The 13,660-nt window shown below is 57.3% G+C and carries 8 protein-coding genes and 1 pseudogene; 3 read left to right on the forward strand and 6 right to left on the reverse strand.

The window, feature by feature from the left end:
• Window positions 1-515 precede the first annotated feature (515 nt).
• The 3 genes and pseudogenes from JCM12296_RS11810 to JCM12296_RS44265 form a co-directional block, all read right to left on the reverse strand.
• Entirely contained in the window at window positions 516-4,595 is a 4,080-nt protein-coding gene (locus tag JCM12296_RS11810; RefSeq protein ID WP_054693022.1) for a hypothetical protein, read from the reverse strand.
• Window positions 4,596-4,633: 38 nt separating this feature from the next.
• Window positions 4,634-5,884, reverse strand: a complete 1,251-nt coding sequence (locus JCM12296_RS44260; protein ID WP_422698684.1) for a putative PEP-binding protein — start codon at window positions 5,882-5,884, stop codon at window positions 4,634-4,636.
• Window positions 5,885-5,917: 33 nt separating this feature from the next.
• Window positions 5,918-7,245 (reverse strand): annotated as a pseudogene (locus JCM12296_RS44265) (pyruvate, phosphate dikinase); the annotation flags it as partial.
• 1,094 nt (window positions 7,246-8,339) lie between these two features.
• Between JCM12296_RS44265 and htpG the strand changes: the two are divergent.
• On the forward strand, window positions 8,340-10,253 hold the full coding sequence (htpG, locus tag JCM12296_RS11820) for a molecular chaperone HtpG (RefSeq protein WP_157067559.1): 1,914 nt from the start codon (window positions 8,340-8,342) through the stop codon (window positions 10,251-10,253).
• A gap of 82 nt (window positions 10,254-10,335) precedes the next feature.
• Here htpG and JCM12296_RS11825 read toward each other — a convergent pair whose 3' ends face one another.
• Complete coding sequence (locus JCM12296_RS11825) at window positions 10,336-10,548, reverse strand: dodecin family protein (RefSeq protein ID WP_054693029.1); 213 nt, start codon at window positions 10,546-10,548, stop codon at window positions 10,336-10,338.
• Between the two features lie 342 nt (window positions 10,549-10,890).
• Between JCM12296_RS11825 and JCM12296_RS11830 the strand changes: the two genes are divergently transcribed.
• Together JCM12296_RS11830 and JCM12296_RS11835 are read left to right on the forward strand one after the other, a co-directional pair.
• Window positions 10,891-11,844 (forward strand): sensor histidine kinase, encoded by a 954-nt coding sequence (locus JCM12296_RS11830; protein ID WP_054693032.1) that lies wholly within the window; start codon window positions 10,891-10,893, stop codon window positions 11,842-11,844.
• 34 nt (window positions 11,845-11,878) lie between these two features.
• Entirely contained in the window at window positions 11,879-12,598 is a 720-nt protein-coding gene (locus JCM12296_RS11835; RefSeq protein ID WP_054693035.1) for a response regulator transcription factor, read from the forward strand.
• Between the two features lie 166 nt (window positions 12,599-12,764).
• Here JCM12296_RS11835 and JCM12296_RS11840 read toward each other — a convergent pair whose 3' ends face one another.
• A complete protein-coding gene (locus JCM12296_RS11840; protein ID WP_083456083.1) occupies window positions 12,765-13,391 on the reverse strand; it encodes a DMT family transporter in 627 nt (208 codons plus the stop codon).
• A complete protein-coding gene (locus JCM12296_RS11845) occupies window positions 13,325-13,648 on the reverse strand; it encodes an EamA family transporter (RefSeq protein WP_054693041.1) in 324 nt (107 codons plus the stop codon). The genes JCM12296_RS11840 and JCM12296_RS11845 overlap by 67 nt, the downstream gene beginning before the upstream one ends.
• Window positions 13,649-13,660: the final 12 nt, after the last annotated feature.

Raw genomic sequence — 13,660 nt, forward strand, 5'->3', positions numbered from 1 at the left:
GACCTCCACGCCTGCCGGGGTCATGCTCACCCGGTTCTCTTCCGATTTGATCTCTTTCAAGATTCCGACAATCATGGTTGCTCCTTCATTGGGCGGATCGTTAGCCGGTCAATCAAAACGCCGGTTTGATTTCACCGAATAAAAAGCAATTGGTTTGCCAAAAAACGGAAACCGGCCGCAATTATCCGACGGTCAATCAGCCATGCTGACGAATGGGTCGTTGTTTTGGGTGGTTGTCTATCTTTGCGAGACTGATGGGGCTGAGGCTCGGGAAAAGCGATTGGGTCTGTCGGGGAGAGACGAAATAAGCTAAATGGTTTGAAATCGTTCCACGCTGCTTGCCAGATCAATATATAAAAACTTGAAATAAAAGTAATATATAATAATGGAAAGAAATGTTGCAGTGGAACGAAAAAGTTCCACGCTGATTTCTGGGACTGAACCGATTTTTCGCATGGGCGCCTGACCCGCCGAAAGCCGGGCGGCCGGTCAGGCGCCGTGCAATCGGACCCGCCTCAGTGGGACGGCGCGTTGTCTGTCCCCGCGGTTTGTGCCGCGGGAGCCGGTTTGGATTTGCGCCGCCATTGGATGGGGCGCCATCGTTGATGACTGGAAAAGCAGCGCCATCCCCAGCGCAGCCAATGGATGAGGCTGAAGGCCAGCCAGAGGGACCAGAGCAGCATGAGTAGATGATAAATCCACTGGGGCAGGCTGATCACCCAGGGCATTGGCATCGGTCCCGCGATGCGGTCCTGGGTCCAGTTGAGCTGAAAGGGCGTGGAGAGGTTGCCTGCGATTTGCATGTCGGGAATACCCAGCAGGCCCCGTTCGATGGCCGTGTAAAGCGCGGCCAATGCTGCCGCGGTGAACAGCGCCAAAAGGATCTGGCCACAGTTGAACATCCACTTGCGTTCAAGCGCCGGCTTTCGGCAACGGTAGCCCAAGGCCAGCAGCCAGGCCACCACCCCCACGGCATAGATGGCCGGAACCTGGGTCAGTCCCAGGCCAAGCAGCATCCACTGATGGGTTTTAAGGGGCGTGAGGGAGATTCGACCGAGGCCGATGCCCGCGGCCAACACCACGAGCACATAGCTCCAGAAAAGAACCGCCGGCCCCAGCTGCGGGCCGCCGGCAAAAAGAATCCAGCGATGGTCGGGCATGTGAAATGAAACCGCCGCATTGACCGCTGCGGCGCCCACATTGACCTTGGGGGCTTTGAGCCGCAAGCTCTTTGGCGTGGGCTGCAGCCATTGAAGATCGACATTTTGCGTGCCGGGTTCGATGGGAATGTTGATGATGTGCCCTTCCTGGCGGATGGGCAGGCTTTTCCCATTGATTTTGACATCCTGTAAATTGGCCGTTTGCGGCAATTCGATCTTGTGGCGGTCGCCCTTGCTGGCGCGGATGGACAGGCTCAACGCGGATCGCGAGACTCGTTTTCCGGGGGTCAGGTCAAGCCGGGCGCTGTCGATGGTCAGGGTCCGACCGTGAACCGCCTGCGGTTTCGTTACGGCGATGACCACCGACTCGCCAGGCCATGGCTGCCAGCGGGGCTGCCAGTTGCTGGCCCGATCCTGATGGTGTACCGCTGTCAGACCCGTGGCCACGCACTGCCACATCGGTGCCGCATCCAGTATCCAGGTTTCCCGCCAAGGAACGTTCTGGGGCGCCATGAGCCGGATGCTAGGCGAAATGGGGAGGGTTGCCGAAAAGGTGCGTTGCAACCGTTCCGGTTCCAGTGTGATCTGCGCCATGCCGTCAATCACTTGGATACCCGCGGTCGTCACGGCGGCTCCCGGCAGGAGCGGCACGCTGAGCATCACCGGCGTTCCCGGTGGGGTCAGGCGTCGGATCTGGGTGACCACCTCCCATTGGATTCCCAGGTGAAGCGTACGGGTAATCTCGAAGAAAGCGGGAACGGCTATCGTGGAAGCGGCTGTTTCGTCCGTTTCGGAACGATCCACACGGCTTAGCGACACGGCCGATTCCATGCCGCCGTCCGGCCGAAAACCTCGGGCTTGCCAACCCACGCCAGCGTAGGTGGCTTGGCGGGGCAGCAAAGGAAAGGCGATGCGGATCTCATCGACATGGCCCACGGGGCCGGTCATCTTGATTTGATGAACCCCCTGGGGGACCACCAGCCACAGATTGCCCTTCCCGTCGCGGGTCAGGCTGCGGGCCGGCGCGTTGTCCACCATCAATTGCGCCGGGCGCCAACTGTCCGAGGTGGTCGGCAGGGGAATGGCCGCATCGACCTGGGCGTGTGCCTGCATTAGCAAACGAAGCTGGTCCGGGGTGGTGGTCATTTCAAGACGGCTGATGTCGGCGCAGTGGGGCAAACAGGCCGGCGGTTCGACCAGACGCTGGCGCAATTCATCCAGCAGAAACTGGGGGGGGAAGGCTTGGGGTGCGTTTTCCGCCCGCAGCAGACCGGTGGGTGTCAGACAGAACAGCAGCGCCAGGGCCACGGTACCGCCGGCCGACGGAAGCTGAAGGCGCCGTCGCCAATGGCGCGGGTCCAGAAAGACCAGGCCCAGAAGGGCCAAAAGCAGCACCCGGGCCAGCCCCAAGACAAGATTGACGGTGGGGGAAAACAGCCATAGATGAATCTGCTGCTGCCGATCAACGGGGCCGTTCCAGCGCAATCGCACGGTTTGCCAACGCCAGGTCGGCAGGCCGGGGCCGGTCTGGATCAGCGCATCCGGATCGGGTGCGAACCGAGTGGCACCTTCGACGGATTCAGCGTATGCAGATGGCGCCTTGTCCATGCTGCTGGGCATGGCTTTGCTCATCAGCGTGGATCGGGGCGCGGCGGCACGCTGCTCGTCAAGGACCATGGCCGACCGCTTCGGAGATGGTAGCAATGGGGCCATGGCGCCGGTACGGGAGAGCTGTGGATAGATGGCCACGCGTGCCTGCTGCACCATAAACGGCAGGGCCACCACCACCAGCGTAACCATCGCCCCGATTCCCCAGAGGGTGACGAGCCTGCGGAACCAGCCCTTGGGCAGGTGGTTGAGCAGGGCAGCCACCGCCACAAGGTGCAGCCAGACGATTCGTGGCGCACCGGGTTCATGGTAGATCACGGCCAGGGTCAACAGGGCCAGCAGCCCGGCCATTCGGCCGTAAATCTTATAGGCACTGATGGCGATGACCAGAACGAGGAAAAAATCCAGCAACGTCCATTGTTGCAGCCAGGTGCCGGGGGGAACATCCACGCCGGTGGTTGAAAAGAGCGTCCAGCCCGGCGGCAGATGCAGCAGGCCACTGACCTGTTGAAAATCATGATCCCAGCCGACGGCCGGCAGTGCGGCGCCATCCCGTGGCAGTCGGCTGTCCGCCGCCATTTCCAGACGACCATGGCGCAGCTGCACGCCGGGCAGGCCGTGGTCTCCCTGACGGGTAATCAGCTGGTCCTGCCCGTCCACAGCTACACGCCCCAGTTCCAGGGGCGCACGCATGGCCAGGTACCAGGTGCGGCTCAGGGTGCCGGTGACGCGGTCATGCAGGGTGAAGCCGCCGCCGTCGAAATCGAGCCACCACGTTCGGTCGAGATTCAGCTGGTCCGGTGCCGGGTCCGGATCGCCCCGGCGGATGGTTTCGAACACCAGTGCCGTGCCAGGCGTCATTTGATAGGCAGGATAGTCTTTCCACGCATTGGGCATTTCGGTTCGCGAGGGCTCGATGGAAGGTGCCCCGGAAATTTTGACCATGCGCAGGTCATTGTAGGCCTTGAATGACCAGATTTCATCACCATAGGTTCCCTGGCCCATGGGGAGCCGGTGGACCGGACCGCTCAGCCGCACGGTTACCCGAACATCCCATCGGCCCGGTTTGCCCTGGATGACGAGCTCGCCGTTTTCGTTAAAGCGGGCGGGCAGGGGGCTGTTGATGGCCATCAGGATCGCGCCTTGGGGTAAAAGGTGCGGCAGGCGGATGTCCCGGTTGCGACCGGCAACCCGAAGCAGGATACGGGTCGTGATGCGCATGGGGATGTCGTCTTCGATCAACCTGAAGAGGGTTGTCGAAAGGGTGTCCTCCGGACGGTCGGCATCGTGTTTTTCATGTAGCTGCAGCCGTCCCTTGCTATCCAGCGAGGGGGTGGGCACCTCGTGGCCTTTCACGGTCAGCGCAACCACCCCCACGGCAGCGGGCGTCTGAATCCATTCCGGTAACCGATCCCAGATGAAGGCGCCGCGGATCGGGTAGTCACCCGGCTCCAGCCAGACGGCGGGACGTTGGTCGGGTCCGCTTACCGGCAGGGGATGGCCGTCAATGCTGACCGATTCAGGCCAGTGCGCGGTGTCGCCCGGCAAGGTGACCCAACTGGCGGCATAGACCGAAACCTGCAATTCAAAGAGGCCGCCTTGTTCGCCGACGTTCATGAACAGCCGCGATGGCCACCAGCAGCGGCGCTGCTCGCCATCGTCAAAATGGGCCGGACAGCGCTGCTGTGCCTCCCCATGCATGACCCACGCTTTCCAGGGGGCCAGGGCCGGCGGGATGTCCGCCGATTGGGCCTGCGCTGCAAGGTCAGCGAATACGGCCAGCGCATTCAACAGAATCAGGACAACAACCACGACGGCGCGTTGCATACATCCTCCTGGCGTGGGACATGATGGGTGAGTGTCGATCAGACCGGCTTTTGCTCTTTCTCCCGCAAAGCGGCATGGGCCGCTGCCAGCCGGGCAATGGGCACCCGGAACGGCGAGCAGGAAACGTAAGTCAATCCCAGTTCATGGCACAAGGCGATGGATTGCGGATCTCCGCCATGTTCACCGCAGATGCCGCATTCGAGGCCGGGCTTGGTGGACCGTCCTTTTTTAACGGCCATGTCGATCAGCTGCCCCACGCCGTCCCGGTCCAGGGTGGCGAAGGGGTTGGCCGGCAGGATTCCGCCTTCCATGTATTCTACGAGAAAACCGGATTCGGCGTCATCACGGGAGATGCCGAAGGTCGTCTGGGTCAGGTCGTTGGTGCCGAAAGAGAAGAACTCGGCATGTTCGGCGATGCGGTCGGCGGTCAGGGCCGCCCGCGGCAGCTCGATCATGGTGCCGAATTGGTAGGCGATGTCGACATCCTGCTCGGTCATGACAGTCTTTGCCTCGGCTTCGAGCACGTCGCGTTGCCGGATCAACTCGTTGACGTGGCTGGTCAGCGGGATCATGATTTCCGGTTGAACGGGAGTGCCTTCCTTCGTTACCATGCAGGCGGCCTCGAAGATGGCGCGCACCTGCATGGTGGTAAGTTCGGGAATATAAATTCCCAGGCGGACGCCGCGCAGGCCTAACATGGGGTTGGCCTCGCGCAGACTTTGGGCCCGCTTGCGCAACTGCTCCTTTTGGCGGATCTCACTGAGCAGGGCGTCGATAGCCGCCATGTCCCGAGCATGTTTGAGACGAATTTTGAGATCGGCCAGCTCCGACACGAGTTCCACCAAGTCGGGCAAGAACTCGTGCAGGGGCGGGTCGATCAGGCGAATGATCACCGGTCGGCCACCCATCACCCGGAAAAGCCCGGCAAAATCCGCACGCTGGTAGGGCAGCAGCGCCGCCAGGGCTTCGCGACGTTCCACGGGAAAATCGGTCATGATCATTTTTTGAACGTGGGGCAGTCGATCGGTTTCGAAAAACATGTGCTCGGAACGGCACAGGCCGATCCCCTCGGCGCCATAGTCCAGTGCCCGTTGGGCATCGCGGGGATAATCGGCGTTGGCCCGTACTCCCAGCGTCCGAAAATCATCGGCCCAGGAGAGCAGTTTGATCAGCCAAGAGTCCTTGATGTCCGGTACCATGGTGGCCAACTGGCCCTCGTAAACGATGCCGGCGGTGCCATCGATGCTGATCCACTCGCCTTCGTGGATGGTTCGTTCCCCCACGATCATCTCACGTTTGGTCAGATCGAGGGTGATGGTCGATGCGCCAACCACGGCCGGTTTGCCGAATTGACGGGCCACCAGGGCCGCGTGCTGGTGCGGCCGCCCCGGCTGGTCAGAATGCCTTCGGCGGCCAGCATGCCGTGAACGTCGTCCGGCTTGGTTTCCGGCCGTACCATGATCACCGCCTTGCCCTCGTGCTTGGCCCAGGCCGCGGCCATGTCCGCATCAAAGGCAATCTGGCCCACGGCCGCTCCCGGCGAGACGTTCAGGCCGCGAGCAAGCAACTTGGCACTGGCGATGGCGGCCGGGTCGAATTGAGGGTGCAGGAAAAAATCCACATGATCGGGTTGAACACGCAACACTGCGGTCTTTCGATCGATCAAGCCTTCCTCCACCATATCCACGGCGATGCGTACCGCCGCCTGGGCCGTGCGCTTGCCATCCCGGGTTTGCAGCATCCACAGCTTCCCCCGCTCGATGGTGAACTCCATGTCCTGCATTTCGCGGTAATGGTTCTCGAGAAGATGGGCGATGCGTTCGAATTCGGTGTATATGGCGGGCATCTCGGTTTTCAACTGGGAAAGATCCTTGGTCATGCGAATCCCGGCGACGACATCCTCGCCCTGGGCATTGGTCAGGTAGTCTCCCTCCAATTGCTTTTCACCCGTCGAGCCATTGCGGGTCATGGCCACGCCGGTGGCGCTATCCTCCCCCAGGTTGCCAAAGACCATGGTGACGATGGAAACGGCCGTCCCCAGGTCGTTGGCAATGCCGGCGGCCTGGCGATAGTCCACGGCACGCTTGCCGTTCCAGCTTTTGAACACCGCTTCGATGCCCATTTTGAGCTGCTTGAGGGGATCTTCGGGAAAATCGTGCGTGGTATGGCGTCGGTAGATCACTTTGAACTGCTTGATCACGTCCTGCCAATGGTCGGCCGACAGTTCATTGTCGTTGACCACACCGGCGGACCGGCGGGCGCTGGCGATGACCGCTTCGAAGGGCTCGTCGGGGATACCCATGACGACACTGCCGAACATCTGAATCAGCCGGCGGTAGGCATCGAAGACAAACCGCGGGTCATTGGTCAGGCGGATCATGGCCTCCACGGTCTGACTGTTCAAGCCGATATTGAGTACCGTGTCCATCATTCCGGGCATGGAGAATTTGGCGCCCGACCGGCAGGAGACCAACAGGGGGTTCTCCTTCCCGCCGAAACGTTTGCCGGTTTTTTCTTCCACGCGGGCCAGGGCCGCGAGGACTTCCTCCCACATGCCTTTGGGAAAGGTTCCACCGGCGGCGAGAAACGTGTTACACGCCTCGGTCGAGATGGTGAAACCATGGGGCACGGGCAGACCGATGCGCGCCATTTCGGCTAAGTTGGCGCCCTTCCCCCCAAGAGTCCGCGTACGGCATCCCAGTTTTCACCCACACACGCCTTGACCTTGTCGCGGTCTTCAAAACCGAAGACCCATGGTCTGTTTTCCATGTTTACCTCCAAATTTGAAAAAAATTATGAATGTTCCCCGATTTCTCCAATCGGGAAAGGGCATTTGCGGAATTACAGCATGTCGGTGATGGTTTTTTGGGTTAACCAGGGCCGGCCGCCCACCACGTCGACGCGGACGTGGTGGAAACGTATTCGCTGCGTGCAGATGGCAATTCAGGTATGGCGCTTACAGTCCAGGGCCGTTTATCGAGTTGGAGACTTTTTTCAAACAAGCGCTAAGGGGCGTAGCGTCTACAGCCACCGAAATCAGATAATAGTTTATCCCCTTGGATGGAAATTTGCAATTTCAATTGAGCCAAAAAGGAAACGGTTAACCGGGATGACGCCGATTAACCGTTAAGGAGGAGAAAAGATGATAATTATTAGGTTGCCAAGCATTATAGCAAGTGACTTGCCAAAACGGATGATTTTTGTCGAAGTGGGCTTTTTCCGTTCTTAATATATTGTAATAAAAGGATTAAATTTTTGTGCGAGCGCTCCTTGGGGTGCGTGGCAAGGGCATGCTTCATTTGAATTGGAGCCGATCATGTTCAAGATCGTGAACTCCGGAATTGGTGGTTGAAGCGCACCTTGTTGAAATCAAACATGATATTGGCAAAACTAAAAAAGTTCAAAATCTTGAACCCTCTCTTGGCGTCAAGTTCGAATTAATCTTATCATCTTGATAATAATTTAAAAAATGTGTGTTTTGATTTTTGAACGGACGCCGCATCGATCATCCGGCATTGGGGCCAACGCGCAAAATCCGTCGGAGCGGCGACTTTTTGCAAGTTCATCCGTGCAGGCGCATAAAGTGGGCGTATCGTGCGTCGGCCTTTCATGATCCCTCCCCCTTGGCGAGTCCCTCAGCATGTCTTGACAAATGTCAAATCGCACCCATTATTGTTCATCGTAAATATAGAACTCACTATAACCATTGATAAAATATCGAAGAAGGAGCAACCGGGAGAGCCAATGGAAACAAAGAAGGAAACCCATCAATTTAAAACCGAAGTACAGCAGATGCTCAATCTGATCATCAATTCCCTCTATTCCAACAAGGACATTTTCTTGCGGGAGTTGATCTCAAATGCATCGGATGCCATCGACAAGGTGCGTTACAAGGCCGAAACCGAGCCCGGCATCCTGGGGGACGACACCGAGCTTAAGATTCATCTTAAACCCGATGCCATCAAACAGACCTTCGAGATTTCCGACAATGGCATTGGCATGACCTATGACGAGGTTTTGGAAAACATCGGCACCATTGCCAAGAGTGGCACGGCCGCTTTTATGGAAGCCCTGGAGCAGGCCAAAGGCCATGAGACCCTGATTCCCGAATTGATCGGCCAGTTCGGTGTGGGTTTCTATAGCGCCTTCATGGTGGCCGACAAGATCACCCTGCTGACCCGGGCGGCCGGTGCCAGCGCCGATCAAGCGGTCTTGTGGACGTCCAGTGGCGACGGCACTTTCAACATTGAAACCACCGAGAAGGCCACCCGGGGGACGACCATTACCCTGGAGCTGAAAAAAAAGGACAAGGAAGAAAAAGACTACACCGACCAGTGGGTGATCCGCAACATCGTCAAGCAACACTCCGACTTCGTCAGCTACCCGATCACCATGGAGGTCGAGCGGGACGAACCGCTGCCCGATGAAGAGATCATCAAGGACAAGGACGACAAGCCCATCGGTGCCACGACCCGCAAGGTGATGCGTGAAGAGACGCTCAACTCCATGAAGGCCATTTGGACGCGTAGCGCCAGTGAGGTCAAGGACGAGGAATACGAGGAGTTCTACAAGCATCTCAGCCACGACTGGAACGCGCCCATGGAGCGGATCCACCTGAAGTTCGAGGGGACCACCGAGTACTACGCGCTGCTCTATATCCCGTCCAAGGCGCCTTTCGACCTCTTCACGCCCGAGCGTCGGCATGGGATTCATCTTTATTCCAAGCGCGTCTTTATCATGGATGACTGCAAGGAACTGATGCCCGAATATTTTCGCTTCGTCAAAGGCGTCGTGGATGCGTCGGACTTAAACCTCAACGTCAGCCGTGAAATTCTGCAGCAGGACCGCCTCGTCATCAACATCCGCAAGAATCTGTTGAAAAAGCTTTTCGACTTGCTCGAAAAAATGGAGCCGGAAAAGTACAACACGTTTTATGATGAGTTCGGCCCCGTGCTGAAGGAGGGCGTCTATACGGATCCGACCCGCAAGGAAAAGATCGCCGCCCTGACCCGCTACAAGACCACCAAATCCGCGGACAAGTGGGTCTCCTTGGATGAATACGTGAAGAACATGGCCGCCGACCAGAAGGAGATTTACTACATTACCGGCGACAAACTCTCATCTTTGCTCAACAGCCCCCACCTGGAAAAACTCAAGGAAAAGGATTACGAGGTTCTCTTGATGACCGACCCGGTGGACGAGTGGGTGGTCCAGTCGTTGACCGAGTATGACGGCAAGCCTCTCAAGAGCGCCGAGAAGGGCGACCTGGACTTGGACACGGTGGATGATGCCAAAAAAGAGGCTTACAATGCTCTTTTTGGTTTTATCAAGGGGCAGCTGGAAGAGAATATCAAGGAAGTCAAGCCCTCAAGCCGGCTGAAGGATTCTGTCTCCTGCCTTTCGGGGGACGCCTGGGACATGAGTGCCTATATGGAAAAGCTTCTCAAGGCGTCCGGGCAGAAAGCCCCGGAAGTCAAGCGGGTGCTCGAACTGAACATGGACCATCCGGTGGTTGAGAAAATCAAGTCCCTTTACGAAAGCGACCGGGACAATCCCGTGCTGAAGGACTACAGCCAACTGCTCTTCGACATGGCGGTGGTGGCCGAAGGCGGCAAGCTGGACAACCCGGCGCGTTTTCCAAAATGGTGGGTGACCTGATGACCCGGGCCATGGACTGAATCGATCATCGCCGGCCGGGTTTTCCCACCCGGCGGCGATGATCTGTTGGCTCGCCAATGGCTTAATCGGCGCCATACTTGAACGATAGATTCACCCGGGCGCGGTAGGCCGTCACCTTCCCATTTTCGACCCGCATATCCAGTTTCGTAATTTCTGCAATGCGTAAATCCTTCAGCGATTTACTTGCCGTTTCAACGGCGTTTTTCGCCGCATCCTCCCAGGACGAAGGACTGGTGCCGACCAGTTCGATGACTTTGTACACGCTTTCGCTCATGATTCCCCCCTTATAGGTTAGTGGTTGGTCGAACGAAACAACCGTTGAAACGAGCGATTCGTTCCAGCGGGCGGATCATATCGGTGGTGGTTTATCCGTTTACGGCAACCATTCGCAAGTCGCGGTTCGCAGGCGCAGGATTCACAAAGTCAAAAAGGCACAAACATCATGGACCCGGTAGGTAGGCAATGACTTTAGCCTATTATGGAAGCCGCGGCTGGTCAAGTCCATTTCCCCGCTGGGGCGATGGGCATCGATTGAAATACGGCTTGAAAACCGATATCATTCCTTACACGTTAATGTTGCGCGATCCGCCGATCAACTCCCGGAGAGAAGAAACAGATGAAACAAGTCAAGTGGTTATTTCATCCCATTTTGGTATTTGGGCTCTCCGTGACAGCCCTGGTGGCCTCCCTGTTTCTCTATATCTACTGGTACGTCGGCGTCAGTTCGGGATTGAGGGCCGCCATGGAACGCTTCAACCTGGAGCAGGAGCAAATGGTTGCCGCGGACACCTGGGTTGTCATCCTGGTTCTGTCGATCCTGATCGGCACCATTTTGATGGGTATTTTCATTATTTTCGTCTTCAGCCAGAAAACCACCCAGCTCTACCGTCTGCAGAACAATTTCATCAACAATTTCACCCATGAATTGAAAACGCCGGTGACATCCCTGCAACTTTATTTACAGACCTTTTCCAAATATGAACTGCCACGGGCCGATCAACTGAAATATATCCAGTACATGCTCCTTGACGTGAACCGCCTTGCCGGAACCATCAACCGTATCCTGAACCTGGCCAAGCTGGAGAGTAAGAGTTACATGGGCGAGTTTGTCGTCTGCGATCTCGTTGGCGTCATCCATCGGTTTCTTGAAGAGAACAACCACCTTTTCAAATCCTGCCGCATCCGCGTTCATACGCCGGTGATCAACACCGTATACCAGCGCATCAACCGGCATCTGTTCGAGATGCTGTTGATCAACATCATAACCAATGCCATCAAATACAATAATGCCGAGGCGCCCGTGATGGATATTTTTGTCGAACCCGGTCGCAAGAAGACCCGCATCCGTTTTGTCGATAACGGCATCGGATTTGATCGTAAGGAAATGAAAAAGATTTTTCGAAAATTTTACCAGATTGGCCGCTCCGATGACATGAGCGCCAAAGGCAGCGGGCTCGGCCTGCACCTGGTGCAGAATATCGCCCGCTTGCACAATGGCAGCATCACGGCCGAAAGTCCGGGAAGAGGCCAGGGGTCCACCTTCACATTGATGCTGCCGACGCTGGAATGACCCCACGCGTACCGGAATTCCCAGGAGAACCCCTATGGATAAGCCCCAAAAGCGCATTTTGATTATCGAGGACGATCTTCACATCGCCGAAGGCATTCAACTGAACCTGACGTTGCAAGGCTATGAGGTTTTTCTATCTGCCGATGGTGTTTCGGGTTTGAACCAGTGGAAGGCCATGCGACCGGACCTGATCATTTTGGATATCATGCTACCGGGAATCGACGGCCTGTCCATTTTGCAGAGTATCCGCCTGGAGGATGAGCGCCTGCCGGTCCTGATTCTTTCGGCCAAGGGCGATCCGGACGACCGGATCAAAGGCCTTGCGCTCGGTGTGGATGACTACCTGGCCAAACCTTTTAATCTCGAGGAATTGCTCCTGCGCGTGGAACGTTTGTTGAAACGCGGCAGTTGGGGGAGGGATAACGGCACATCCGCCGTGTCCCACTTTGACACCTATGCTTTTGGAGACAATCGCATTGACTTCAAGACCCACACCGCCCGCTGCCGCATGGGCGAGATTTCCCTCACCGAGCAAGAGGTAAAGGTCCTGAAGCTGTTTATCACCCATCGTGGAAAACCGCTTTCGCGGGATCAGTTGCTGCAGATCGGCTGGGGGTACTCCCGAAAAACATCGACCCGCACGGTGGATAATTTTATCGTCCGTTTTCGCAAGTACTTTGAGGACGATCCCCGTAACCCGGTCTATTTTAAAAGTCTGCGCTCCATCGGATACCTTTTCGATCATACTTCTTGACGGATTCGTAGAAAGCCCGATATCGGCGTTACGCGAATCCTTCGTCACTGCGGCGTACGCTTAAGTACGCCTCGCTCCTCAGGATTCGCAAGCCTTGATCTCGGGCTTTCTACGAATCCGTCTGATCAGCGACTTCTTACGTGTTCATCACTCCTGTGCGTGAGCCTTACACCGATGCCGCCAGCACCGCACCGCAAACGGCCAGGAGCGTGGCGATCAGGCGGGGCAAGGTGACCGGTTCCTTGAGGAAAATCGCCGCCAGGATGAAGGTAAAGATGGTGCTTAGCTGGTTCAGGATGGCGGCCACGGCGACGAGGGTAAACTTAAAGCCCGCCAGCCAGGCCAGCATGGCCAGGTAATTGCCGACGATGGCCGCCGGAAGCGCGGTTTTCCAGACGGCCGACGGCTTGAACACCGCCATGACGGTCGCCCGCTCCGGATGAAACCCGGCGATGATCAACAGGCCGCTGACGCCGGCCAGGATTCTGACGAAGCTGGCCCACAAGACGCTGGTATCTTCCAACAGGGGCTTCACCATGATGATGCTGATGACCAGAAAACCGACTGCCGCCAGCCCGAAGCACAGCCCGATGACAAGATCCCTGCGTTCACGATTCAAGGATATGCCCGAGTACGATCCGGCCATGATGGCGATGACCACACAGGCAGCCCCCAACATCCCCTTCACACCAATGGATTCTCCCAGAAAAATTCCTGAAAAGACGATCACCATGGGCAGGTAAAGGCAGTCCACCACGGCCCACAGCCCGGCACCCAGGCGTTTGAGGGCCATGAAAAAAAATTGTCGGCCAGGGTGATGCCGAGCAATCCGGATAGCCCGAAGCGTAGCCAATGCGTGGCCGGATGCGGGGGGAACAGGGACACGTCGGCCAGCCAAAGGGTCGGTAGCAAAAGCATCAGGGTGACAACGCCCTTGAACAGGTTCAGGGCCGTGGGCGAAAGCGTATCACCGCTTTTTTTGAACATGATCACGGCCATGGCCCAGAACAGAGCGGCGCCAATCGAGCAGAGAATACCGAATAGTTGCATGGTCGCGATCCA

The organism is Desulfosarcina cetonica JCM 12296 (genome assembly GCF_001311845.1).
GTDB classification, from domain to species: domain Bacteria; phylum Desulfobacterota; class Desulfobacteria; order Desulfobacterales; family Desulfosarcinaceae; genus Desulfosarcina; species Desulfosarcina cetonica.